This is a genomic window from Streptomyces neyagawaensis, assembly GCF_023516595.1.
GTDB classification, from domain to species: domain Bacteria; phylum Actinomycetota; class Actinomycetes; order Streptomycetales; family Streptomycetaceae; genus Streptomyces; species Streptomyces neyagawaensis.
The window spans coordinates 163653-187133 of the sequence record NZ_JAMGBG010000013.1; the positions used below are offsets into that span (position 1 = coordinate 163653).

General features: G+C 72.5%; 21 protein-coding genes, 2 pseudogenes and 1 riboswitch. Of the genes and pseudogenes, 16 read left to right on the forward strand and 7 right to left on the reverse strand.

What is annotated here, in order from left to right; translation table 11 throughout:
* The first annotated feature begins 158 nt into the window (after positions 1–158).
* The gene (locus M8J73_RS08985; protein WP_055540349.1) at positions 159–815 is read left to right on the forward strand and encodes a TetR family transcriptional regulator; all 657 of its coding nucleotides are present in this window, start codon (positions 159–161) and stop codon (positions 813–815) included.
* A 311-nt stretch (positions 816–1126) separates the two neighbouring features.
* Here M8J73_RS08985 and M8J73_RS08990 read toward each other — a convergent pair whose 3' ends face one another.
* The 3 genes from M8J73_RS08990 to M8J73_RS09000 form a co-directional block, all read right to left on the reverse strand.
* The gene (locus tag M8J73_RS08990) at positions 1127–1990 is read right to left on the reverse strand and encodes a tetratricopeptide repeat protein (protein WP_055540348.1); all 864 of its coding nucleotides are present in this window, start codon (positions 1988–1990) and stop codon (positions 1127–1129) included.
* Between the two features lie 67 nt (positions 1991–2057).
* Positions 2058–2291 carry a ferredoxin gene (locus M8J73_RS08995; RefSeq protein ID WP_055540347.1) on the reverse strand — a complete coding sequence of 78 codons (234 nt, stop codon included), beginning with the start codon at positions 2289–2291 and terminating at the stop codon, positions 2058–2060.
* Positions 2291–3790, reverse strand: a complete 1500-nt coding sequence (locus M8J73_RS09000; RefSeq protein WP_055540346.1) for an aldehyde dehydrogenase — start codon at positions 3788–3790, stop codon at positions 2291–2293. Before M8J73_RS09000 ends, M8J73_RS08995 begins: the two co-directional genes overlap by 1 nt.
* A gap of 239 nt (positions 3791–4029) precedes the next feature.
* Between M8J73_RS09000 and M8J73_RS09005 the strand changes: the two genes are divergently transcribed.
* Positions 4030–5058, forward strand: coding sequence for a Strvi_7410 family MBL fold metallo-hydrolase (locus tag M8J73_RS09005; protein WP_055540345.1), 1029 nt, complete (start codon positions 4030–4032; stop codon positions 5056–5058).
* Positions 5059–5082: 24 nt separating this feature from the next.
* Here the strand turns inward: M8J73_RS09005 and M8J73_RS09010 are convergent, their stop codons facing one another.
* On the reverse strand, positions 5083–5925 hold the full coding sequence (locus M8J73_RS09010) for a phosphotransferase (RefSeq protein WP_055540344.1): 843 nt from the start codon (positions 5923–5925) through the stop codon (positions 5083–5085).
* Between the two features lie 41 nt (positions 5926–5966).
* A riboswitch (cobalamin riboswitch) is annotated at positions 5967–6106 on the forward strand.
* A gap of 114 nt (positions 6107–6220) precedes the next feature.
* Here M8J73_RS09010 and M8J73_RS09015 point away from each other — a divergent pair.
* From M8J73_RS09015 to M8J73_RS09040, 6 genes and pseudogenes are all read left to right on the forward strand, one after another.
* Entirely contained in the window at positions 6221–7537 is a 1317-nt protein-coding gene (locus M8J73_RS09015; RefSeq protein WP_055540343.1) for an SCO2321 family membrane protein, read from the forward strand.
* Positions 7534–8268, forward strand: a complete 735-nt coding sequence (locus M8J73_RS09020) for an SCO2322 family protein (protein ID WP_055540342.1) — start codon at positions 7534–7536, stop codon at positions 8266–8268. The genes M8J73_RS09015 and M8J73_RS09020 overlap by 4 nt, the downstream gene beginning before the upstream one ends.
* Positions 8261–9505, forward strand: coding sequence for an energy-coupling factor transporter transmembrane component T (locus M8J73_RS09025; protein ID WP_505016637.1), 1245 nt, complete (start codon positions 8261–8263; stop codon positions 9503–9505). Before M8J73_RS09020 ends, M8J73_RS09025 begins: the two co-directional genes overlap by 8 nt.
* Entirely contained in the window at positions 9502–11310 is a 1809-nt protein-coding gene (locus M8J73_RS09030) for an ABC transporter ATP-binding protein (RefSeq protein WP_249828438.1), read from the forward strand. The genes M8J73_RS09025 and M8J73_RS09030 overlap by 4 nt, the downstream gene beginning before the upstream one ends.
* Before the next feature lie 335 nt (positions 11311–11645).
* Positions 11646–12458, forward strand: a pseudogene (locus tag M8J73_RS09035) (ECF transporter S component); the annotation flags it as partial.
* Between the two features lie 308 nt (positions 12459–12766).
* Positions 12767–13219 carry an aggregation-promoting factor C-terminal-like domain-containing protein gene (locus M8J73_RS09040; RefSeq protein WP_055542260.1) on the forward strand — a complete coding sequence of 151 codons (453 nt, stop codon included), beginning with the start codon at positions 12767–12769 and terminating at the stop codon, positions 13217–13219.
* A 242-nt stretch (positions 13220–13461) separates the two neighbouring features.
* Here the strand turns inward: M8J73_RS09040 and M8J73_RS09045 are convergent, their stop codons facing one another.
* Positions 13462–13911, reverse strand: a complete 450-nt coding sequence (locus tag M8J73_RS09045) for a hypothetical protein (protein WP_249828439.1) — start codon at positions 13909–13911, stop codon at positions 13462–13464.
* 287 nt (positions 13912–14198) lie between these two features.
* Between M8J73_RS09045 and M8J73_RS45220 the strand changes: the two genes are divergently transcribed.
* The 5 genes and pseudogenes from M8J73_RS45220 to M8J73_RS09070 all read left to right on the forward strand — a co-directional run.
* Positions 14199–15959: a sensor histidine kinase gene (locus tag M8J73_RS45220; RefSeq protein ID WP_249828440.1), complete on the forward strand. Its 1761-nt coding sequence runs from the start codon at positions 14199–14201 to the stop codon at positions 15957–15959.
* Complete coding sequence (locus M8J73_RS09055) at positions 15947–16639, forward strand: response regulator transcription factor (protein ID WP_249828441.1); 693 nt, start codon at positions 15947–15949, stop codon at positions 16637–16639. Before M8J73_RS45220 ends, M8J73_RS09055 begins: the two co-directional genes overlap by 13 nt.
* Before the next feature lie 205 nt (positions 16640–16844).
* Complete coding sequence (locus M8J73_RS09060; RefSeq protein ID WP_249828442.1) at positions 16845–17552, forward strand: hypothetical protein; 708 nt, start codon at positions 16845–16847, stop codon at positions 17550–17552.
* A gap of 114 nt (positions 17553–17666) precedes the next feature.
* Positions 17667–18380, forward strand: coding sequence for a hypothetical protein (locus tag M8J73_RS09065; RefSeq protein WP_063799313.1), 714 nt, complete (start codon positions 17667–17669; stop codon positions 18378–18380).
* Between the two features lie 308 nt (positions 18381–18688).
* A pseudogene (locus tag M8J73_RS09070) lies at positions 18689–18871 on the forward strand (Fic family protein); the annotation flags it as partial.
* Positions 18872–19065: 194 nt separating this feature from the next.
* Here M8J73_RS09070 and M8J73_RS09075 read toward each other — a convergent pair.
* A complete protein-coding gene (locus M8J73_RS09075) occupies positions 19066–19500 on the reverse strand; it encodes an ATP-binding protein (protein WP_055542346.1) in 435 nt (144 codons plus the stop codon).
* A 93-nt stretch (positions 19501–19593) separates the two neighbouring features.
* On the opposite strand from M8J73_RS09075, the gene M8J73_RS09080 reads away from it, so the two are divergent.
* Entirely contained in the window at positions 19594–20442 is an 849-nt protein-coding gene (locus M8J73_RS09080; protein ID WP_055542345.1) for a helix-turn-helix domain-containing protein, read from the forward strand.
* Positions 20402–20692 carry a DUF397 domain-containing protein gene (locus M8J73_RS09085; RefSeq protein WP_249828443.1) on the forward strand — a complete coding sequence of 97 codons (291 nt, stop codon included), beginning with the start codon at positions 20402–20404 and terminating at the stop codon, positions 20690–20692. The genes M8J73_RS09080 and M8J73_RS09085 overlap by 41 nt, the downstream gene beginning before the upstream one ends.
* Here the strand turns inward: M8J73_RS09085 and M8J73_RS09090 are convergent.
* Positions 20676–21845 carry a steroid 3-ketoacyl-CoA thiolase gene (locus tag M8J73_RS09090; RefSeq protein ID WP_055542344.1) on the reverse strand — a complete coding sequence of 390 codons (1170 nt, stop codon included), beginning with the start codon at positions 21843–21845 and terminating at the stop codon, positions 20676–20678. The two genes, M8J73_RS09085 and M8J73_RS09090, sit on opposite strands and share 17 nt — an antisense overlap.
* A 371-nt stretch (positions 21846–22216) precedes the next feature.
* Between M8J73_RS09090 and M8J73_RS09095 the strand changes: the two genes are divergently transcribed.
* On the forward strand, positions 22217–23440 hold the full coding sequence (locus M8J73_RS09095; RefSeq protein WP_055542343.1) for an esterase/lipase family protein: 1224 nt from the start codon (positions 22217–22219) through the stop codon (positions 23438–23440).
* Positions 23441–23481: the final 41 nt, after the last annotated feature.

The following is a 23481-nucleotide window of genomic DNA, read 5'->3' on the forward strand; positions in this document are numbered from 1 at the left end:
AATCTAGAACAAGTTACAGACTTGATCGTTCAAGGAGCACTGAATCTACCGGCAGGTAGGGCCGCGGTGAGCGGTGGATCAGGTGATTCACGCCACGGCACGCGCCCTGGCATGCTGTCGGATCGCACGCCCTCACCGACTGTCACGGAACGGTACCCATGCCTGCGGAAGCCAAGGTGGACGCCAGTAGCGCCCGACAGGAACAGCGCCCGGAGTCGCGGCCGGACTCGCCGCCCCTCACCCAGCGGCAGGAGGCCCGCCGGCGCCGGATCCTGCACGCGAGCGCGCAGTTGGCCAGCCGGGGCGGTTTCGACGCCGTGCAGATGCGGGAGGTCGCCGAGTCCTCGCAGGTCGCCCTCGGCACGCTCTACCGCTACTTCCCCTCCAAGATCCATCTGCTGGTCGCCACGATGCAGGACCAGTTGGAGCACATGCACGGCACGCTGCGGAAGAAGCCGCCGACCGGCGAGACGGCGGCGGAGCGGGTGGCGGAGACCCTGATGCGGGCGTTCCGGGCGCTCCAGAGAGAGCCGCACCTCGCGGACGCCATGGTCCGCGCGCTCACGTTCGCGGACCGCAGCGTCAGCCCCGAGGTGGACCAGGTCTCCCACCAGACGACGGCGATCATCCTGGACGCGATGGGGCTGGAGCACCCCACCCCCGAGCAGCTCTCCGCCGTCCGCGTCATCGAGCACACCTGGCACTCGGCCCTCATCACCTGGCTCTCCGGCCGTGCCTCCATCGCCCAGGTGAAGATCGACATCGAGACGGTCTGCCGCCTGATCGACCTGACGGCCCCCGGGGACGCGAAATGACCCCGGCGCCGCGCGGGCACCGGGGCGGATGAAGATCTACTCACACATGAAGGACCTACGAGACGGGTTCCCTGCGCCGGTATGACCCGGATCAGGTTCTGGGGGTCGCCGTCCGGTCCTGCACCAGCGACCTTTCGGCCTCTCAGCCCGACCGTCGACGTCGGCACCAGCGGAGACCTGCGCCTCTCGCAAATGTCGGCTACTCCGGTCGAACTCCCTCACTCGTCCCGTAGGCCGAATTCCAGGATAGAACGCCCATATGGGTATGCAACCCCCTGGTGAGGATTTTTTACTCCGCTCTCCTCCGATCTCTACGCCACTGCCTCCAGCCCGCTCCAGCTGCGCCCGATGGCCGTGCCGACCGCCCACTGGTCCAGCAGGCGTCGGGCGTCCTCCTCCGGGGCCGCGAGGGACACGCGCTGGGCGCCCGCGTGGACGCTGCGCTCCTTGTGGAGGGTGCCCTCGCTGCAGCAGGCGCAGTGGACGACGAGGCTGCTCTCGGGTTCCGCGCCGAAGTCGTGGTCGGTGAACAGCTGGAGGAGGGCCTCCAGGTCGGCCTGTTCGGCAGCGGCGACGGTCACGGAGAGGGTGGGCAGGTCGGAGGGTTCGAAGAGGAGGAGCTCGTCGAAGACGGGGTAGTTCGTACCGTCGACGACCCGCTCGCCCTTCGGTTCTCCGTCGTGGACGACGATCTCGCCGTAACGTCGGCCGCCGGTGACGGGCACGTTGAGGACACGGCCACGGGTGGGGCACAGGCGCTCTATCCAAACGACCTCGCGTTCACCGTCGGTGTCGAGGCGCACGCAGGCGTTGCCGAAGCGGCCGGCGATCTCGCCGTCGCCGTCGGGCAGGTCGATGCCGAAGCCGGACCAGGCGTCGCGGGCGGTCGCCCAGTCGCGGCGGATGGTGGCGGCGATACCGAGGTTCCAGAACGCCGGGTCGCCCTCGCCGCGCGGGGAGCGGGCGGCGGCCTGGACGCCGAGTTCGTACGCCTTCTCCCAGTTGCCCAGGAACTTGTGGCCGAGCGCGGCGTCGTACCACCACACCGCGCTCGCCTCCAGGTCCGGGTAGTGGGCGAGCACCTGCTCGTAGAGGTCGGCGGCGCGCTGCCACTCCTCGGCGTCCCAGGCGGCACGCGCCTGCTCGATCAACTGCTTGGCCTCGGACTTCCGCACGCTTTCCCGCCCTGGTCACTGATGGTTCACGGTGATACGAGGGCACAGCGTAAGGGGTGGTGGGCGGCTACTCCTCCGGGGGGAACACCGGCTCGCCGCTGCCGGGCAGGGTGATCGAGATCGCCTCCACCGGGCAGCCCTCCGCCGCCTTCAGGATGCGTTCGTTGGCGTCCGTCTCCGGTTCGGTGGGGTGGGACTGCATCGCGGTGTCGAGGCGGAAGGCGTCCGGGGCGAGGTGCGTGCACTGGGCGGAGCCGATGCAGATCGCCCGGTCGACCTCCACGCGCCAGCGGTCGCCCATCAGCCCACCCCCTCTCCCCCGGCAGCGGCGTCCGCGTCGGCGGGCGGCTGGTACCCGGCGGGCAGGTGGATCATCTTGTGCTCCAGGTACTCGCCGTATCCCTCGGGGCCGAACTCGCGGCCCAGGCCGGAGTTCTTGTAGCCGCCGAAGGGGCCGAACATGTCGAGGCTGAAGGTGTTGACGGAGTACGTGCCGGTGCGGACCTGGCGGGCGATCTCGATGCCGCGCTCGTCGTCGGCGGTCCACACGCTGCCGCTCAGGCCGTACTCGGAGTCGTTGGCGATCCGTACGGCCTCGGCCTCGTCGCCGTACGGGAGGAGGCAGATGACCGGGCCGAAGATCTCCTCGCGGGCGATGCGCATGGAGTTGTCGACGTCGCCGAAGAGGGTGGCGTCCACGTACCAGCCGTGGTCGAGGCCGGCGGGGCGGCCGCCGCCGGTGAGGATCTTGGCGCCCTCCTCCTGGCCGATGCGGATGTAGTCGAGGCTGCGGCGCTGCTGCCGCCGCGCCACGAGCGGGCCGAGTTCGGTGGCGGGGTCGAGGGGGTCGCCGACCTTGAGCGCGGAAGCGGCGGCCGCGAACGCCTCGGCGAACTCGTCGTAGCGGGTGCGCGGGACGAGGATGCGGGTCTGGGCGACACACGCCTGGCCGTTGATCATCCAGGCGAAGGGCGCGATGCCGTTGACGGCGGTCTGCGCGTCGGCATCCGGCAGGATCACCGCCGCGGACTTGCCGCCCAGCTCCAGGGTGACGCGGGTGAGGTTGCGGGCGGCGACCTCCATGACGCGTTTGCCCGCGGCGACCGAGCCGGTGAAGGAGACCTTGTCGACGCCCGGGTGCCCTACGAGGTACTCGCTGACCTCGCGGTCCGCCGGGAGGATCGACAGGACGCCCTCCGGGAGCCCGGCCTCGGCGGCGATCTCCGCGAGCAGATACGCGTCGAGCGGGGTCTCGGGCGAGACCTTCAGGATCGCGGGGCAGCCCGCGAGCAGGGCGGGGGCGAGTTTGGCGGCGGCGGTGAACTGCGGGACGTTCCACGGGACGACGGCCGCGACGACCCCGACCGGTTCGCGCCGCACGAGGATCTTCCCGAGCACGCCGTCGCGGTGCTCCTCGTAGGTGAAGTTCCGTGCCGTGGTGATCGCCGCGTCCCACACCATCATCGAGGCGAGGGCCTGCACCATGACGCTGGAGGTGAACGGGGTGCCGTTCTGGGCGCTGATGAGGCGGGCGAACTCCTCGTGGCGCACGGCGAAGGCGTCCTTGATGCGGGCGACGACCTCGATGCGTTCGTCGAGGGTCGTCCGGGGCCACGGCCCCTCGTCGAACGCCTTCCGCGCGGCGGCCACGGCCCGGTCGACGTCCGCCCGTGAGGCGTGCGGTACGCGGCCGATGACCTCCTCCGAGTGCGGCGAGACCACCTCGATGACGTCCGTGCCCAGGGGGTCCGTCAACTCCCCGCCGATGAACAGCTGTCCGTGTTCCACGAGCTCGGTCATGGCCGACTGCCTCCCCGGAGCCGATCCTATTTCTGACGATGCATCAGATAGGTGATACGGGAACTGATACCAGCTCCGGTTCGAGGAGTCCACGGGGGTGTCCACGCGGGGCGACGACGGACGGCTCGGGACGATTGACGAGGACGTCGGCCGGGGACGGTGGAGGGGGACGGTTGACTCGGCCTCCCATCGAAACCTGTTCTAGTTATAGTTGCCGGACGGCGGCGATTGGGGAGCCCATGACGCAGGTGTACGACCATGGCGGCGGCGTCCGGTCCCTTCGGGTCCCCATCCCGGACAACCCCCTGGGCCACACGCTCGTGTACGTCGTCGACACCGATCGCGGGCCCGTGCTCGTCGACACCGGCTGGGACGACCCGGCCTCCTGGGACACCCTGTGCGAGGGCCTCGTCGCGTGCGGTACGTCGGTGGGGGAGATCACCGGCGTGGTGATCACCCACCACCACCCGGACCACCACGGCCTGTCGGGCAAGGTGCGGGAGGCGTCCGGCGCCTGGCTGGCCATGCACGCGGCGGACGCGGCGGTCGTACGGCGGACGCGGGAGACGCGGCCGGAGCGCTGGTTCACGTACATGGCGGCCAAGTTGACGGCGGCCGGTGCGCCCGAGGAGCACGTGGCGCCGCTGCGCGCCCCGCGCGGTCGCCGCACCCTGCCCGGCCTCTCCCCCGCGCTCCCCGACCGCGAGATCGTCCCCGGCGAACTCCTCGACCTGCCCGGCCGCCGCCTCCGCGCGATCTGGACGCCCGGCCACACCCCGGGCCACGTCTGCCTGCACCTGGAAGAGGACCACCCGGCGGAACTGCCCGGCCGGGGGCGGCTGTTCTCCGGCGACCATCTCCTCCCCGAGATCAGCCCGCACATCGGCCTGTACGAGGACCCCGACGACACGACGGTGACCGACCCGCTCGGCGACTACCTCGACTCCCTCGAACGCGTCGCCCGGCTGGGTCCGGCCGAGGTCCTCCCCGCGCACCAGTACACGTTCACCGACGCCTCGGCCCGCGTACGGGAGCTGCTCACACACCACGAGTCCCGCCTCACCGACCTGCGCTCCCTCCTCACCACCCCGCTCACGCCGTGGCAACTCGCCGAACGCATGGAGTGGAACCGCCCCTGGTCCCAGATCCCCTACAGCTCCAGGAACATCGCCGTCGCCGAGGCGGAAGCCCACCTGCGCCGCCTGGTGAAACAGGGCCGAGCGGAGGCGGTCCCGGGCACCGACCCGGTGACGTACGTGGCGGCGTGAGACCGGGCGTCGACGAACACGGCCTCAGCGGACACCGACCGAACGGATCAACTCCCGGGCCCGATCGAGGAGTCGTACCTCTCGCACACTCATCGTCGGATTGGTCGACCGGAGGGTGATCGCCTCTGTCAGTCCCTCCTCCGTGAGGGCTGAGGGGGCGTTGGGCGACTGGTGGGCGAGGAGGCCGGTGAGTGCTGCGTGGGCCAGCGGGGCGCGGGCGTCGGCCGTGTCGGCCGCGACCTGGGCGAGGATGACCGCCGACATGCCCCAGTCGAGGCCGGGCGGGCCCTCCTCGGCGTTGGCCCAGTCGATGACGCGGGGGCCGTCCGGGGTGAGGAGGACGTTCTCGGGGTGCAGGTCGAGGTGGAGGACGCGGGTCGCCGGGTCGGTGGAGCGGCGGGGCGGGAGCGCGTGCAGCGCGTGGAGGAGGCGGGCCAGTTCGGCGCCGGCCTCCTCCGGCGGGAGGACACCCGCGGCGATCGCCTCCAGCATGGTGGGGCCCCAAAGGCGTTCCAGGACCAGGTCGGTACGGGTCGCCGTGCGGACGCGTGGGGCCGGATAGCCGTGGGCGCGTACGTGCTCCATGACCTCGGCCTCGGCCCGTGCGTCGCCCCAGCCGTCCCGGTACCGGCGCAGCACCCAGGTGCCGTGAACGCTGGCGCCGCGGACACCGGCGCCGCGGACACCGGCGCCGCGGAGGCCGGCAGCACGGGCGGCGTCCACGGATCGACCATCCTCGGCCGCACCATCGGCGGTCGCGTCGTCCTCGACCGCGTCGTCGTCGACCGCGTCGCTTCCCGTCGCGTCGTCCGCCACCTCGTACACGTCCGCCGTACGCCCCGCGCCCAGCAGTCTCCCCGTCCGCATGTTCCCGAACCTACCCTCCGGCGCAGGTGGCCCTCCGGCTGTTGCCTACCGGCAGGTAGAGTGGCCGGGTTGTCACGCCCGTACAGGGGGAAGCCGGTGCAAATCCGGCGCTGACCCGCAACCGTGAGCCGAAGCCGTCCGTGCGATCGGCGAGTCGGACTGCCCTGTGCGGAACTGTGACCGGCTCGCGTCACCGGCGTCCGCCGGTGCACGGCACCGTCGAGGAATACGGAGCCGAGCCGCCCGGCGTCGCGCCGTGGCGCCCGGCTCCCGTCAGGGAGAGGCACCCCCGATCATGAATGTCCGCCGCAGCGCCGCGGTCGTCGCCGTACTGGCCGCCACAGCCGGGGTCGGCACCGGACTCGGTACCGGTTTCGCGCCGGCCGCCCTCGCCGACGACACCGCCCCCGCCGCGCCGTCCGCGTCGCCGTCGCAGGCGATACCCACCGGTCTGTACGGGTCGACGGACCCCAAGTTCGACGGTGTCTGGCGGCAGTCGCTCACGCTGGTCGCCCTCGACGCCGTGGGTGAGAAGCCCGGCGCCGGGGCCGTCGACTGGCTGCTCGGCCAGCAGTGCGCGAACGGCGCGTTCGCAGCGTACCGGCCCGACCCCACCGCCGAGTGCGACGCCAAGACGGCCGTCGACACCAACAGCACGGCCGCCGCGGTGCAGGCGCTCGCCGCCGTCGGCGGGCACGACGCGCAGGCCGAGCGGGCCGTCGGCTGGCTGAAGGACCACCAGAACGACGACGGCGGCTGGGGCTTCACCGCCGGCGGGCCCAGCGACGCGAACTCCACGTCCGTCGTCATCGGCGCGCTCGCCGCCGCGGGCGAGACGCCCGGCGGGCAGAAGAAGGCCGGCCACTCCCCCTACGACGCCCTGCGCGCCCTCGCCCTCCCCTGCGCAGCCGGCACCGAGGGCAGCGGTGCCTTCGCCTACCAGCCCGACAAGAAGGGCGGGCTCGCCGCCAACGCCGACGCCACGGCCGCCGCCGTGGTCGGCAGTCTGGGTGAGGGGTTCGTCGTCGACGCCGCCAAGACCGGGGAAGCCGGGGAGAACGCGGAGAGCGGCAGCGCGAACGCCGGTGCCGGTACGGCCGGTGAGTGCGTCAGCGGCACCTCGCCCGAGGACGCGGCGCACAACGGTGCCGTGTACCTCGCCGGGGCCCTCACCTCCGACGGTTACCTGAAGTCCGCCCTCCCGGGCGCCGAGGACCAGCCCGACCTCGGCAACACCGCCGACGCGGTCGTGGCGCTGGCCGCCGCCGGGGACACGAAGACCACCGCGAAGCCGCTCGCCTGGCTGGAGAAGAACCACGGCCCCTGGGCGGCGAAGTCCGGCCCCGCCGCGTACGCCCAGCTCATCCTCGCCGCGCACGCCGCCGGCACCGACCCGCGCGACTTCGGCGGCGCGGACCTCGTGGCCCAGCTGACCGAGACCGGCCCGGCGCGGGACGTGGACGACTACAGAAGCGTGCCCAGCGACGACACCGCCGACGGCGGGGACGACGGGAGCATCGCGACCGGTGTGGTTCTGGGCGCCGGGCTCGGCCTCGCCGCGCTGGCCGGGGCCGCACTGACGCGCCTCACCCGGAAGCGGCGACGGACATGACCCTCACCGGCGGGCGCGCCACGGCCGCGTCGGCGGCGACCCTGCTTCTGCTGTGCGTCCTGGTGGGGCTGGGCGGACCGGCCCATGCCGCCGCCTACCGGTACTGGTCCTTCTGGGACCGGGGGGCGGACGGCTTCGGCTGGGTGTACGCCACGCAGGGGCCGTCGACGGCGCGGCCCTCCGACGGGGACGTCCAGGGCTTCCGGTTCGCCGTCAGTGCGGACTCCGACGACGCCGCCGAGCCGCGCGGAGCCGCCCGCTTCGACGCCATCTGCTCGGGTACGGCCGCCCGTGACGGGCAGAAGCGGATCGCGCTCGTCCTCGACTTCGGCACCGCCGAGGACGCGCCGGCGGGTGAGACGCCCCCGCCGGCGCGCACCGCCTGTGCGCGCGTGCCGTCGGACGCGACCACCGCCGACGCGCTGGCCGCCGTGGCGAAGCCGCTCCGGTACGACACGAACGCGCTGCTCTGCTCGATCGCCGGGTATCCCCGGAAGGGGTGCGGGGAGGCGATCGCCGATGACGGCCCCGACCCGTCCAGCACCTCCGGCGCGTCCAGCGCATCTGGCGCGTCCGGCACCTCCGGCGCGTCCGACGGCTCGGCCGCCTCCGAGGACGCCCGTACGTCCGACGAGAAGGGCCCGTCCGTCGGGCTGTTCGTCGGCATCGGTGCCGTCGCGGTGCTCGGCGCGGCGGCGGTGTGGCAGGCCAGGAGACGCCGCCGTGGCTAGCCACGGACCGCCGGCCCGCGGTGCGGCGGATACGCAGGGCACTCACCCCACGGATCCCCCGCGCCACGGACACCGGGCCGACCACCTGCACCCCCTCGCCTGGTGGCTCTGGGCCCTCGGGCTCGCTACCGCCGCGTCGCGCACCACCAACCCCCTCCTCCTGGCCCTCCTCATAGCCGTGGCGGGGTACGTCGTGGCGACGCACCGCACCGACGCCCCGTGGGCCCGCTCGTACACCGCGTTCGTGAAGCTCGGCCTGGCGGTGCTGGTCATCCGGTTGGCCTTCGCCGTGGTGCTGGGCTCGCCGGTCCCCGGCACGCACATCCTCCTCACGCTCCCCGAAGTCCCGCTGCCCGACTGGGCGCAGGGCATCCGCCTGGGCGGCCGGGTGACCGCGGAGGGCGTGCTGTTCGCGCTGTACGACGGGCTTCGCCTGGCCGCGCTCCTGATCTGCGTCGGTGCCGCCAACGCCCTCGCCAACCCGGCCCGGCTGCTGAAGTCGCTGCCGGGCGCCCTGTACGAGGCGGGCGTGGCGGTGGTGGTGGCGATGACGTTCGCCCCGCATCTGGTGGCGGACGTGCAGCGGTTGCGGGCCGCCCGGCGGCTGCGCGGGCGCCCCGACCGGGGCATCCGCGGGCTGCTCCAGGTCGGGCTGCCCGTGCTGGAGGGCGCGTTGGAACGGTCGGTGGCCCTGGCCGCCGCGATGGACTCACGCGGGTACGGCCGCACCGCCGAGGTCCCGGCCCGCGTCCGCCGTACGACAGCCGCACTGACCCTCGGCGGACTGCTGGGGGTCTGCGCGGGAACGTACGGCGTCCTGACCGCGGCCGGCGGCGCCTACGGTCTCCCCGTCCTGCTCACCGGCCTCGCCGCCGCCCTCGCGGGCCTGCGTCTGGGCGGCCGCCGCTCGCCCCGCACCCGCTACCGGCCGGACCCGTGGGGCGTACGGGCGTCCCTGGTGGGGGCGTCGGGCGCGGCCGTCGCCGTCCTCCTGGTCCTCTGCGGGGCGTACGACTCCGCCGCCCTGCACCCCACCGTCGTCCCCCTCACCGCGCCGGAGCTCCCGCTGTGGCCGGCCGCCGCGCTCCTGGTGGGCCTGCTGCCGGCATTCGCGGCGCCCGGTCCGCCGCCCCCGGTTACCTCCGCGAAAGCCCCCGCGCCCGCCATCTCCACGACCGCCCCCACCCCCACAGTCACCGCCCCCACAGTCACCGCCCCCAGCAAGGAAGACGCATGATCCGCTTCGAGGACGTGTCCGTCACGTACGAAGGTGCGGTCGAACCCTCCGTCCAGGGCGTCGACTTCGAGGTCCCGGAGGGTGAACTCGTCCTGCTGGTCGGGCCGTCCGGCGTCGGCAAGTCGACCGTGCTGGGCGCGGTGAACGGACTCGTGCCGCACTTCACCGGGGGCACCCTGCGCGGCCGGGTCACGGTGGCCGGCCGGGACACGCGTACGCACAGGCCGCGCGAACTCGCCGACGTGGTGGGCGTGGTCGGCCAGGATCCGCTCGCTCACTTCGTCACGGACACCGTCGAGGACGAACTCGCGTACGGCATGGAGTCGTTGGGCCTGGCTCCGGACGTGATGCGGCGACGGGTGGAGGAGACGCTGGACCTCCTCGGCCTCGCCGGCCTCCGCGACCGGCCCATCGCGACGCTCTCCGGCGGGCAGCAGCAGCGCGTCGCCATCGGCTCGGTGCTGACCCCGCACCCCGATGTCCTGGTCCTGGACGAGCCGACCTCCGCGCTGGACCCGGCGGCGGCGGAGGAGGTCCTGGCGGTGCTCCAGCGTCTGGTCCACGACCTCGGCACGACGGTGCTGATGGCGGAGCACCGCCTCGAACGCGTCATCCAGTACGCCGACCAGGTCGTCCTCCTCCCCTCGCCGGGCGCCCGCCCCGTCCTGGGCACCCCCGCCGAGGTGATGGCCGTCTCCCCGGTCCACCCCCCGGTGGTGACCCTGGGCCGCCTGGCCGACTGGACGCCGCTCCCCCTGACGGTGCGGGACGCCCGCCGCAGGGCGGCGCCCCTACGAGCCCGCCTGGCCTCCCACACCCCGCCCCGCACCACCCCCGCCCAGGGGCGCGGGGAACTGCGCGCCCAGCCACCCACCGCCCGCACCCGGCACACCACGGCCGAGCCCACCCTCCCCCGACTCCGCCGCCTCCTCTCCCGCACACCGGCCCCGGATCCGATCAGCCCACCCGAGCCGGCCACCGCTCCCACAGACCCCTCAGCCCTCCCTGAAGCCACCCCGCCGGCCCCCCTCGCCGAAGTCACCTCGCTCGCGGTGCGGCGCGGCAGCGTCCCCGCCCTCCGCCGCGTGGACCTCACCGTCACCCCCGGCGAGACCCTCGCCCTCATGGGCCGCAACGGCGCCGGCAAGTCCACCCTCCTGTCCGCACTGGTCGGCCTGGTGGCCCCTACGGCCGGTTCGGTGCAGGTCGGCGGGGCGCGACCGCACCGGACGGCGCCGAGGGACCTCGTACGCCGGGTCGGTCTCGTCCCGCAGGAGCCGAGGGACCTGCTGTACGCGGACACGGTCGCGGCCGAGTGCGCGGCGGCGGACAGGGACGCGGGCGCGCAGCCGGGCACCTGCCGCCGGTTGGTGGACGAGTTGCTGCCCGGGGTGACGGACGCCACGCACCCCCGTGATCTGTCGGAGGGCCAGCGGCTGGCGCTCGCCCTCGCGGTCGTACTGACGGCCCGGCCCCCGCTGCTGCTCCTCGACGAGCCGACCCGGGGGCTCGACTACGCGGCCAAGGCCCGCCTGGTCTCGACCCTGCGCGGGCTCGCCGCCGGGGGCCACGCCATCGTGCTGGCCACGCACGACGTGGAGCTGGCGGCGGAGGTGGCCGACCGCGTGCTGATCCTCGCCGACGGTGAGGTGGTCGCCGACGGCCCGACCGCCGAGGTGGTCGTCGGCTCCCCGTCCTTCGCCCCGCAGGTCACGAAGATCCTGGCCCCGCAGAAATGGCTGACCACGACCCAGGTGAGCCACGCCCTCACCACCCTGCGCGCAGCCGAGCGGGAGCGACCGTGACGAACCCCCTGCCCCCGACCGACCCGACCGACGTGACCGCCCCGACCGCCCCCGCGGACCCCCTGACCAACCCCGCCGACCTGACCAACCCAGCCGATCCGGCCGCCCCCGCCGACCCCCTCGAACCGACCGATCCGGCCGACCCAGCCGATCCGACCGCCCCCGCCGATCCGACCGACCCGACCGACCCGACCGACTCAGCCGACCCCCTCGATCCGACCGACCCCCTCGATCCGACCGACCCGACCGACCCGGCCAACACCACTGCATCCGGCACCACTGAATCCGGCACCACCCCCCAGCCCGCCCACGTCCGAAACCCCCACCCCCACCCGCCGCGCCCCCGCCCCGTTCCCCTCTCCCCCCGTTCCCTCCTCGCCCTCGCGCTCGTCAGCCTCGTCGGTGTCGCCGCCTTCGCCTGGCCCTTCTTCGCGTCCCCCGACTCGCAGGTCGGCGCGCACGCGCAGGACGCCCCCTGGCTGTTCGCCGGGCTGCTCGTGCTGCTCGTCGGTGTCGTGGCGGCGACGATCTCCGAGGCGGGGATGGGCGCGAAAGCCGTGGCGATGCTCGGGGTGCTCGCGGCGACCGGCGCCGCGCTGCGCCCGATCGGGGCGGGGACGGCGGGGCTGGAGCCCATGTTCTTCCTGATGGTGCTCAGCGGCCGCGTCCTCGGCCCGGGCTTCGGCTTCACGCTCGGCGCGGTGACGATGTTCTCGTCGGCGCTGCTGACCGGCGGTGTCGGGCCGTGGCTGCCGTTCCAGATGCTGTCGATGGGCTGGTTCGCGATGGGCGCCGGGCTGCTGCCGGGCGCCCGGCGGCTGCGGGGCCGCGCCGAACTCGTGCTGCTCGCGGCGTACGGCTTCGTCGCGGCCTTCGCCTACGGCACGGTCATGAACCTCTACGGCTGGCCCTTCATCGGCGCGCTCGCCTCGAACATCGCCTTCCACGCGGACTCCTCCCCCGCCGCGAACCTCGCCCGGTTCCTCGCGTACTGCCTGGCCACCTCCCTCGGCTGGGACCTGGGCCGGGCCGTGGTCACCGTCGCCCTGACCCTCACGCTCGGCACCCCGGTGCTGCGGGCACTACGGCGGGCCACACGCCGGGCCGCCTTCGAGAGCGCGGTCACATTCGACCCGCCCGCTCCCTGAACGCGGAGTCCGGCCTCGTGCGCGGAGCGTTGCGTGCGCGGTGAACCACCCCACAGGGCGCAGGTCACATACGAAGCGGGGCCGTAGATCAAAAGCGGTGGCATGCCCACGCCGTAATGGCCTCTGACCTGCGAATTGAGAGCCACGTCACAGAGCACGCTCTCCACCCGCATACTGCCACAACTAGCAAAAGGGGTGTTTGCGGACAGACCACCCGGGCTGCTTCTGTGGACGAGTCGCACGGCGCCGACCACCCACACGGGCTCGGCGCCGACGTACGCCCCCACCGCATCGCATGTGGTGAAGGCATGCCCGCGACGTCAACGTCCCCGAAGAAAAGGTTCCCCGTGACTCGCACCCTTCTCCGCCGCATCGCCTCCCCGAAGAAGGCCCTCGCCGGTACCGCCGTCGCCGCCGCCACCGCCGGTGCGCTGCTCGCCGCCGTGCCCGCGCAGGCCGCGACCTCGGAGGCCGCGCAGGCCCAGGCGACCGCGAAGAAGATGATCGCGAACTCCGCTCAGTACACCTGCTTCTCCAACATCGTCGACCACGAGAGCGACTGGAACCCCAACGCGACGAACGCGTCCTCCGGTGCCTACGGCCTGGTCCAGGCTCTCCCCGGTTCGAAGATGGCCTCCGCCGGTTCCGACTGGAAGACCAACGCCGCCACGCAGATCAAGTGGGGCCTGGACTACATGAAGGACCGCTACGGCAGCCCGTGTGGCGCGTGGGCCTTCTGGCAGGCCAACAACTGGTACTGAGACGCCAAGCGGTACTGACCCGCCACGGCGACCAGCCGGATCACAGCTGAAGGCGGCGGCCCCCCGATCCCCGGGGCCGCCGCCTTCGCCTTCCCCCGTCCCCCCGCGCCCTTCCCCCGGCCCCGTGGCTTTCCCCCGTCCCCGCGCGCCTTTCCCTCGTTCTCTCCGCCGGATCAGCCGGATCAGCCGGATCAGCCGGAGGATCGGGCGGATCAGCCGGAGGATCGGTCGGATCAGCCGAATCAGTCGGGCAGGGTGAAGGGCGTCGCCCGGGGAAGTGCCGCCGCGATCAGCGCCACCTCCGTACGCCACTGCTCCCCGACCCTGATCCGGACCAGCCGATCCGGTACGGCCAGCCGTCGCAGCCGGAGCCTGCTCGACCCGTTCCGCCCCTGACGGAACGACTCGACGACGACACGGCCGACCGGATCGGCCCACCCCGCGCCGGTGCCGGGGCCACTCTCCGAGCCCGGCGGCACGAGGTGGAGCAGGATGAGCCTGCGCCCCGTCAGCGCCACGACGACGGGTCGGCTCCCCCGCCCCGCGAACCCGCCGCACTCCCCCTGGCAGCAGGCCCGCACGGTTTCCCCGCCTCGAAGGACCGGAGCGAGCAGCTCCCTGAACCCGGCGCCCCGCTCCCCTCGCGGGCCACCGGGACCACTCCTCGGGTCCTCCACCGGCGGTTCTGGCATCGGTCCGCCTTCCGGATACGCGGTACGCGGAGCGCACCGGTCCCCGTCGTCCCCCGCCCTCCCCTCCCCTCCGCACTCCAGGCTCGCAGCGGCACCGGCGTCGCACTGCGGGGTGAACCCTCCTTCCCGCGGCGGGTTTTCCCTCCTCTCTGCGGACAGGGCGGGCCGGGGGCGGCCACAATGGGGTTATGCCAGCGGCAGGAGTCGTTCCGACACCGGTCCCCTCCTGGCCACGGGGGAGCGACAGCCGGGATCCGGACCGGCCGCGCCGACCGGTTGTGCCCCTCGTGCCCCTCGTGCTGGGCGTGGCCGGCGTGTTGGTCGCCTGGACGGCGATCGTCACCACCTGGCACCGCGCCCCGTATCCGCTCTGGCTGTGGCTGCCGGTGCAGTCGGCGGGCGCCTCGTTCGTGGTGTGCGGGGCGGTCCTGCGGGTGCGCCGGCCGGCGAACGGCACCGGCGGGCTGATGATGCTGGTCGGCTTCACCTGGTACCTCGGCGACCTCCAACTCGCCGACAGCCGGACCCTGTTCGCGATCGGCTTCTGCTGCTACCACCTCACGTACGCCGCGATCGGCCACCTTGTGCTGGCCCTGCCCGCAGGCCGGCTCTACCACCGCCACGAACGACCGGTCGTCGCCCTGCTGTACCTCGCGTCGGTGGGGACGCAGATCGTGCGGTACGCCGCCGAGTACCCGCCACAGCCGCAACAGTGGGGCGACCCGTCGGCGCCGCACTCGGTGTGGTCGCCGATCGGCAGTGTGACCGTCGCCGCGCTCACCGTGCTGACCGCGGCCCTGGTGGTGCGCCGCTGGTCCACGGCCGGGCGGCCGGTCCGCCGGGCCTACGCGCCGGTGTGGCTGACGATGCTCGCGCTGGGCGGTGTGGTCGTGCTCGGCGCGGGTGCGGCGATGCTGCGGGCGGCACCGGACATCCAGCGGTTCGCGCTCCTCGGATACGCGCTGGGTCTGATCGTCACACCGGTCGCGCTCGTCGCCGGTCTGGTGCGGGTCCGGATGGCCCGGGTCCGGGTGGCCGACCTCGTCGTACGGCTGGAGGAGTCCGCGGAACCGGCGCATGTGGAGGAGGCCCTCGCGGAGGCGCTGGGCGATCCGGGGCTCGAACTGTGGTTCCCGCGCGGGGAGTCGGCGCAGGAGGGCGACGGGGCGACGGCCCCGGCCGCACGTTACGTACGGGCGGACGGTGTCGCCGCCGCCGACACCGACACCGACGGTCCCGCTCGTGAAGGCAGTTGCGTCACCCCGGTCGTCCGGCGCGGCGAGCTGCTCGCGCTCCTCGTCCACGATCCGGCCCTGCGCGAGCAGCGCCCGCTGGTGGACACCGTCCTGGCGGCGGCCGGGCTCGCCCTCGACAACGCGCGCCTCCTGGCCGCGCAGCGGGCGCGGTTGGCGGAGGTACGGGCCTCACGGGCGCGGATCGTGCTGGCGGCCGACGCCGAACGCCGGCGCATCCAGCGGGATCTGCACGACGGGGTGCAGCACAAGCTGCTGGTGATCTCGATGCTGGTCGACCGTGCCCGAGCCTCGGGGGCCCAGTCGACCGGGCAGGGCCCGTCCGGGCCGGAGGAGTCCGATCTGGCGGCCGCCTCCGCCCACTTGACCGAGGTGCTGCACGAGCTGCGGGCCCTGGCCGAGGGCATCCATCCGCCCGCCCTCGCCGAGCAGGGCCTGGCGGCGGCCGTGGAGGTCCTCGCCGAGCGCGCGCCGCTGCCGGTCGTCCCGGACATCCCCGACCGGCGGCTGCCCGAACACCTGGAACGGACCGCCTACTTCATCGTCACGGAGGCGCTGAGCAACGTGTACAAGCACGCGGAGGCGACCGAGGCACGCGTCCGGGTGGACGACGGCGCCGGGGGTCTGCTGGTCATCGAGGTCACCGACGACGGCACCGGTGGCGCGGATCCCGCCGGGGGCACGGGGTTGCGGGGGCTGGAGGACCGGGTGGGCGCCCTCGGCGGGCGGCTGCGCGTGCACAGCCCGCGCGGTGCGGGTACGCGGCTGGTCGCGGAGCTGCCATGCGGATCGTGATCGCCGAGGACTCCGGCTTACTGCGGCACATGCTGGCCGAGACACTGACCGCGCGCGGCTTCACGGTCACCGGGCAGGCGGGCACCCTGCCGGAGGTGTTGCAGGCCGTGGCGGCGGACCCGCCCGACGTGGCCGTCCTCGACATCCGGATGCCGCCCGACCACCGCGACGAGGGGCTGCGGGCCGCCGAGCGGATCCGGGCCGACCATCCGGGCACCGGGCTCCTCGTGCTGTCCCACTACGCGGAGACGTCGTACGCGATGCGGCTGCTCAAGACGGCGGACCAGGCGGTGGGTTACCTCATCAAGGACCGGGTGCGGGACACCGACCGGCTCGTCGACGCGATCAAGCGGGTCGCCTCCGGGGAGGTCGTGGTCGACCCCGAGGTGGTGCGGCGTGTGCTGACCCGCCCCCGCAGGACCGATCCGCTGGCCGCGTTGGTCCCCGTGGAGCGGCAGGTGCTGGCGCTGATGGCGGAGGGCCACTCCAACACGTCCATCGCGAGCCGCCTCAGCTACAGCCTCAAGACGGTCGAGAAGCGGGTCACGGCGATCTCCCAGAAGCTGGGCCTGCCCCACCCCGAGAGCCATGAGCGCGCCCATGTGAACCTCCGGGTGCTGGCCGTCCTGGCCTACCTCCGCAGCACCCGCCCCGCACCGGATCCGCCGTCACCGGCCTGAAGCCCCGCCACCGGCGTCACGCACCGCCCGCCGCCCGGCCCACTGCCCCTCCGGACGCTGCCCCAAGAGACAATTCCGCGCCCTCCCCGCCCGCCCGTACGTTCGTCGCGACCCCAGGACGACTTCCGGGCAACTGCCGTACCCCGCATGGGGCATGAACCCGTGCGGGCTGTGCGGCGACCCCGTGTGACGAGGAGATCCCACCGTGCGCAACCGCATCACCGTGACCGTCGTGGCCGCAGCGGCCTCCGTGGCCCTGCTCGGCGGCTCCGGCCAGGCGCTCGCCGCCGACACCGCGCCCGCCGCGCCGTCGCAACTGACCGTGGACGCCTACAAGACGTGGCTGAAGAGGGCGCCCGGCGGCGGCCCCACGTTCAAGGCTTTCAGCAGGCTGCCCGCGCCCAAGCAGCGGGCGTTCGTCGGCTATCTGCAGAACGCCCGCGTGTTCAAGGCGTTCGGTGTCACGCAGACCGGCGACATCCCGAGCAAGGCGAAAACGAAGACCGTCCGCTACAACAAGGACGTCACCTTCACGAGCACCACGGTCGCCGCGTCCCGTACGGCGAAGTCCACGAAGACGATCAGCCTGTCCGTCACGGCGACCGAGCGGATCTTCGACATCCCGGTCACCAGCGCCACGACCACGCTGTCCTACGAGACCGGCAAGGACGGCCTGATCACCGGCAAGAGCGAGAAGTCGGGCCACAAAGGCACCAACTTCAACGCCGCGTTCACGGTCAAGGCCGGCGCGACGCAGCTCGCCCCCGAGGCGAACATGCTGGACGCCGTCACCAACTGGACCGCCACGCCCCGGTTCAAGAGCGCGGGCACCAAGCCGATCAAGAAGCTCCAGGTCCTGACCGGCCTGGGCGACCACGGCACGGCGACGACGTTCAGGACCGTCGGGAGCTGACACCGCCGTACGGGCAGAAGGGGGGCGGGCCCCGCGCACAGGTCCGCCCCTCACACGGCGCGCCGCCCGGAAATTGGGTTGAGGGGAAGCCGGTCGCGGCAGAACATGTGCGCGATGGCTTTCAACCCTCTGCTCAACCCCAGGAACCTGACCTGGGACGACGTCGATCCCCGTCGGCATCCGTTCGACGCCGCCGAGGCCGCCGAGGCGGTCCGCGCCCTGGCCCCCGCGCGCCGCACCCCTCTTCGCCCGGCCGGCCACGCCGCGTACGACGACATCATCCGGTGGTCCCTCGAGGCGGGTTGGGACTGGGCCGACGAGATGACCCTCGCCATGGTCGAGCGGTGGGGCCGCTGGACCGTCGGCTGGCGTTGGTCCCCCGACGAGGGCGATTACGACGGCGGCCCGGTCGGCGCCTGGTGCTGTACCCGCGACTCGATCAGCGCCACCGACCCGGAGGAGACCCTCGACCGGATCACGGAGGCGCTGTGCGAGTGGCGGAACTGGCTGGAGGACACGGCCGACCGCTTCGACCACTACCCGCTGGACCGCATGCCCGCCGAGGACCGCCAGGACGCCTGGGAACGCGCCACCGTCCGCCTGGTCACCCAGGTCGTGGACCGCACGGGCGGCGGCAGCGGCTGGTACGGCCACTGCGAGCAGGTCCTCATCTGGTTCCTGACCCGCTGGGGCGTGGCCGAGGAGACCGCCCGGGCCCAGGTCGAGAAGGCGATCGACGGTCGCTTCCTCAGCTGGAGCGCGCCCGAGCGCACCCTCGTGGACGACGTGGCGGAACGCCTCGCGACCTCCCTGGAGGCGGACTCCTGAGCACGCCCCGCCCGGCCGCCGCCCCGGACCACCTACGGATATGGCAGGCCCTCCGCGAGACGGTCCCCTGGCATCGCACACGTGCAGTCACCGTGCCGGGGCTCCTTCCCGCCGGCCCGCACGAACGCCTCCCAGTCGTAAAGGTCACCCCGGTAAAAGACGGGGCGGTGCAGGACATCCACGCCCACGACCACCAGCGGTCCCCGGTACGTGCCGTCCGCCTGCGCGCCGCCCTCGACCTGGCCCGCGCCGACGCCGCCTCCGGACTGCCCCTCACCTTCGACCGTCTCGCCGCCTGGCAGCGCCAGGTGCTGGGCCTGCCGACGCGCCCGGCGTTCCGCACCGACCCGGCGTACGCGAAGGAGGGCCGCGAACGCTACGGCACCGGCGCCGACCTTCCGGACCGCCTCGCCGACTGCCTCGCGCAGAGCGCGGAACCGGCCCTCGCGCTCCCGGCCCGCGCCGCCCGCGCCTACCTCGACGTGTGCTTCTTCCACCCGTTCGACGACGGCAACGCCCGCGCCGCGTTCCTGACGCTGACGTACGTGTTGGCCCGGGACGGGGTCGCGCTGGACGAAGTGGGGCCCGTACGCCGGGTGCCCCGCCGTGCCGACGACGCCGGCGGCGCGCTCTCCCTGGCCGACCTCGTCGCCGTACTCATCTCGGGCACCGCCCGTCGTGCCGCTCACGCGGACCGCTCCTCTCCGCCGCACCGGCACTCGAACCAGACGGTCTTGCCGTCGCGCCACCTGCCCACACCCCACTTGTCCGCCACGGCGTCGACCAGCACGAGACCCCGGCCGCCGTCCGCGTAGGGCGACAGGTCGGTGCGCAGAACAGGGAGTTGTTCGGACCCGTCCGTCACCTCCACCCGGACCCCGCCCGGCGACCGCAGCAACAGCAGGGCGCAGCGGCGGTCCGGGACGTGCCGTACGACGTTGGCGAGCAGTTCCGTGACCCCGAGTTCCACCGCGTCGGTCAGTTCCGGCATCTCCCACTCGTCGAGGTAGGAGCGGACGATGCGGCGGATGTGGTGCGCGGAGTGCTCACCGACGGTGAAGCACATCCGGTGCTGGGCGGGACGAGCGCCCAGCACGATGGGGGGAATGTATCCGTTCACCCCACAAGGGTGACCTGGCGCAACTACTGTCGGCGACAGAACGGACACAACCTGTTCAACAGTGAGTTCAAGCTTCAACGAGGGGACAGCACCATGACCCAGATCAACACCCTCGACCCCGGCGCCTCACCGCTCGACTACTACGGCTACGAGCTGCGGCGCTGCCGGGAGGCCGCGGGCCTGACACAGAAGCAGTTGGGGAGCATCCTGGGCTATACGGCATCGCTGATCGGCCAGATCGAGACGGCGAGGAAAGTTCCGACGCTGGAGTTCAGCGAACGGGCGGACGTGGCGCTGGGAACCGATGGGTTGCTGTCGCGCCTCCTGACGCTGGTGATGCGCAGCCAACTCCCGAGCTGGTTCCAACAGGTGGCGGAGCTGGAAGCACGAGCCACAGCGATCCACGTCTTCCAACCTCAACTTGTGCATGGCCTGCTTCAGACAGAAGCCTACGCGGGTGCCGTGTTCAGCGCTGTGAACGACCGTGACCTGGACAATCGCATCGCGGCTCGGATGGCACGGCAGCGCATCTTCGAGAAGGACAAGCCGCCGGTGTTCTGGGCGGTACTCGGCGAGGCCGTGCTTTACCAGAGGCTTGGCGGTCCTGACGTGATGCGAGGCCAACTGCTGAAACTGTTGGCCTGCGAGAAGAACCCCTACGTCAACATCCAGGTACTACCGTTCGCCGCCGGAAGCCACGCCGGCTTCCCAGGAGCGTTCGACGTCTTCCGTTTCTCGAACGACCCCACCATCGTGTACAGCGAGGACTACGAAACGGGCCACGCGACCGCCAATCCAGACGCGGTCGAGAACCGCATGCTCCGTTACGATCATCTGCAAGCTGCCGCTTTGTCCGTCAAGGACTCGGTGGAGCTGATCCGGCACGTGATGGAGGAACGCTATGGGGAGCATCCCTCGCCTGACCAGCGCCCAATGGCGTAAGTCGAGCTACAGCACGGACACCGGCGGCTCCTGCGTCGAATGCGCCCCCCTCGGCCCCCTCTCCTGGCGCAAGTCGTCGCACAGCAGCGACCAGGGCGGTGATTGCGTAGAGATCGCCGCGACCCCCGCCTCCTCCCCCACCCCCACCCTCCTCATCCGAGACTCCAAGAACCCGGCGGGACCCCATCTCACCCTGGGTCCCGCCGCGTTCACCACCTTCCTGGACTGGGCCTCTACAGTCGCTGGATGATCGTCCCGGTGGCGAGTCCGCCCCCGGCGCACATCGTCACCAGGGCGAACTCCTTGTCCGTGCGCTCCAGTTCATGCAGTGCCGTCGTGATGAGCCGCGCTCCCGTCGCCCCCACCGGGTGACCCAACGCGATCGCACCGCCGTTTACGTTGACCTTGCCCAGGTCCTGCTCGAAGACCCGCGCCCAGCTCAACACCACCGATGCGAACGCCTCGTTGATCTCGACGAGGTCGATGTCGCGGAGCGACATCCCCGCCTTGCCCAGCACCGCCTTCGTCGCGTCGATCGGGCCGTCGAGGTGGAAGTGGGGGTCGGAGCCCACGAGGGCCTGGGCGACGATCCTCGCCCTCGGCCGTAGTTTCAGCGCCCTCGCCATCCGCTTCGACGCCCACATGATCGCCGACGCGCCGTCGCTGATCTGGGAGGAGTTGCCGGCGGTGTGGACGGCGGTCGGCATGATCGGTTTGAGGCGCGCGAGCGCTTCCGCGGACGTGTCCCGGAGGCCCTCGTCCCGGTCCACGAGGCGCCACATGCCCTGCCCGGCGGCCTGTTCCTCCTCGGTCGTGGGGACCTGGACCGCGAACGTCTCCTTCTTGAAGCGTTCCTCGGCCCAGGCGACTGCCGCCCGTTCCTGCGAGAGCAGGCCGAGCGCGTCGACGTCCTCCCGTGTCAGGTCCCGGTGGCGGGCGATGCGTTCGGCCGCCTCGAACTGGTTGGGGAGGTCGACGTTCCACTCGTCGGGGAACGGTTTGCCGGGGCCGTGCTTGGAGCCCGACCCGAGCGGCACACGGGACATCGCCTCGACGCCGCAGCTGATGCCGACGTCGATGACCCCGGCCGCGACCATGTTGGCCACCATGTGCGACGCCTGTTGCGAGGAGCCGCACTGACAGTCGACGGTCGTCGCGGCCGTCTCGTACGGCAGGCCCATGGTCAGCCAGGCCGTGCGCGCGGGGTTCATGGACTGCTCGCCGGCATGGGTGACCGTGCCGCCGACGATCTGCTCGACGCAGTCGGCGGGGATGCCGGTGCGGCCGAGGAGTTCACGGTAGGTCTCGCCCAGCAGATAGGCGGGGTGCAGATTGGCGAGCGCGCCACCGCGCCTGCCGATGGGGGTGCGTACGGCTTCGACGATCACGGGTTCCGCGGCCATGGGGATCCTCTCAACGGTTACCCGCGCGGCGCGGGGCGTCCCGGCCCGGCCCGCCACGCAGAACTAGTACGCGTTCTAGTTCTCCTGACAGCGTGCCGACGTGACACACATCGCCGCAAGGGTCGTGCACGGCGCACACGCGATCCGCGGGCGGATTCCTCCGTGCGCGGGCGCACCACGCGCGCGGGAAGCCGGAGGTCACCCCGGCTCTCACGGCGCGTCACTGGGCCACGGGGGTGACACCGCGAAGGTAATCGCCTCTCGCTCCCACTCCCTTCGTACGGATGAAGCGCCCGATGTCGCGTGGCAGGCCCCCGGTGGCGCTGCTGCGATGTGGGGGTCCGTGCCCCCCGCACTAGGAGACGACCACGTTGTCCGAGCAACAGCACGAGCAGGCGGAGCGAAGCGTCGGGGAGTTCACCCTCGCCGCCCCCGTGAGCGCCGAACCGACGGCACCCCGGACGTACACGGCACCCGAACCGGACGCGCGGTGGCAGCTGCCCCACGGCTTCGCGCACGTCTTCCACGGCGAGGGCAACCAGGCGATCACCCGGCCGGTGGTCATGGCCGACGGCTTCAACCTGGGCAGGAGCGAACTGGAGTGGCTGTACGCCGGCCTCGACGGCGGCGCCTACCCACTGTTGAGCGAACTGCGCCGCCGGGGCCGTGACGTCATCCTGCTCGGCTTCGACGAGCGCAGCGCCTCCCTGCTGGACAACGCCGACGCCGCGATCGCCGCGATCCTGCGGACCCGCGCCGAGCAGTCGGGTGACACACGGCTGACCGTGGGCGGCTTCAGCATGGGCGGCCTGGTCACCCGCTACGCCCTCGCCAAGCTGGAGACGCAGCGGATGGACCACCGCACCGCCGTGTACTTCTCGTACGACACCCCGCACCGCGGCGCCGTCGTCCCCGTCGGCCTCCAGGCGTTCTCGCACTTCATCCCGGCACCGAACTCCTTCGCCCGGCAGATGAACAGCCCGGCCGCCCGGCAGATGCTGTGGCGGCACTTCAACCCGGTGACCGGTGACGCCGCCATCGCCGTCGAGCGCACACAGTTCCTGACCGCGCTGTCCAAGGTCGGAGGCTGGCCCACCGTGCCGAGGAGACTCGCGCTCGCCAACGGGCGCGGGGACGGCACGGGCCTCGCGATCCCGCCCGGCGAGACCGCGCTGAAGGTGGAGCGGATCTTCCCGGGGACCGCCTTCCACACCCAGGCGCAGGGCAAGGACATCGTCGTCGCCGAGCTGAAACGACGGTTCCCGCCGACCGAGCGGACCATACTGACCAGCGACTTCCCTGAGTTCGACGGCGCGCCCGGCGGCACCCTCCGCTCGTACGGCATCCTCGCCGACATGCTGAGGAGGTTCGGCGCGGGCATCGATCTGCGGCACGAGCACATCTGCTTCGTCCCCACGGTCAGCGCGCTCGCGATCCGCGACCTCGACCAGCAGAAGGACCTGTACGCGGCCGTCGACGACCTGGACCCGGACGAGTCCGAGGCCGACGACTTCCTCTGCTCCTCGGAGACCACGGCGCACACCGCCATCACCCCGGAGCTCGGCGCGTGGCTGCTGGACCGGCTGCCCGACTGACCCGCCCGACGGATTCGGGTCGCCGTAGCCCTTGCGACTTG

What these genes read in the sequence shown, in the direction of transcription:
- M8J73_RS09085 (WP_249828443.1), top strand. Translation starts at nt 20,402, where the DNA reads ATGGGGAGCATCCCTCGCCTGACCAGCGCCCAATGGCGTAAGTCGAGC.
- M8J73_RS09045 (WP_249828439.1), bottom strand. Translation starts at nt 13,911, where the DNA reads ATGCCAGAACCGCCGGTGGAGGACCCGAGGAGTGGTCCCGGTGGCCCG.
- M8J73_RS09040 (WP_055542260.1), top strand. Translation starts at nt 12,767, where the DNA reads ATGCCCGCGACGTCAACGTCCCCGAAGAAAAGGTTCCCCGTGACTCGC.
- M8J73_RS09005 (WP_055540345.1), top strand. Translation starts at nt 4,030, where the DNA reads ATGACGCAGGTGTACGACCATGGCGGCGGCGTCCGGTCCCTTCGGGTC.
- M8J73_RS09080 (WP_055542345.1), top strand. Translation starts at nt 19,594, where the DNA reads ATGACCCAGATCAACACCCTCGACCCCGGCGCCTCACCGCTCGACTAC.
- M8J73_RS09030 (WP_249828438.1), top strand. Translation starts at nt 9,502, where the DNA reads ATGATCCGCTTCGAGGACGTGTCCGTCACGTACGAAGGTGCGGTCGAA.
- M8J73_RS09010 (WP_055540344.1), bottom strand. Translation starts at nt 5,925, where the DNA reads ATGCGGACGGGGAGACTGCTGGGCGCGGGGCGTACGGCGGACGTGTAC.
- M8J73_RS09090 (WP_055542344.1), bottom strand. Translation starts at nt 21,845, where the DNA reads ATGGCCGCGGAACCCGTGATCGTCGAAGCCGTACGCACCCCCATCGGC.
- M8J73_RS09020 (WP_055540342.1), top strand. Translation starts at nt 7,534, where the DNA reads ATGACCCTCACCGGCGGGCGCGCCACGGCCGCGTCGGCGGCGACCCTG.
- M8J73_RS08985 (WP_055540349.1), top strand. Translation starts at nt 159, where the DNA reads ATGCCTGCGGAAGCCAAGGTGGACGCCAGTAGCGCCCGACAGGAACAG.
- M8J73_RS09015 (WP_055540343.1), top strand. Translation starts at nt 6,221, where the DNA reads ATGAATGTCCGCCGCAGCGCCGCGGTCGTCGCCGTACTGGCCGCCACA.
- M8J73_RS09065 (WP_063799313.1), top strand. Translation starts at nt 17,667, where the DNA reads ATGGCTTTCAACCCTCTGCTCAACCCCAGGAACCTGACCTGGGACGAC.
- M8J73_RS08995 (WP_055540347.1), bottom strand. Translation starts at nt 2,291, where the DNA reads ATGGGCGACCGCTGGCGCGTGGAGGTCGACCGGGCGATCTGCATCGGC.
- M8J73_RS09000 (WP_055540346.1), bottom strand. Translation starts at nt 3,790, where the DNA reads ATGACCGAGCTCGTGGAACACGGACAGCTGTTCATCGGCGGGGAGTTG.
- M8J73_RS09055 (WP_249828441.1), top strand. Translation starts at nt 15,947, where the DNA reads ATGCGGATCGTGATCGCCGAGGACTCCGGCTTACTGCGGCACATGCTG.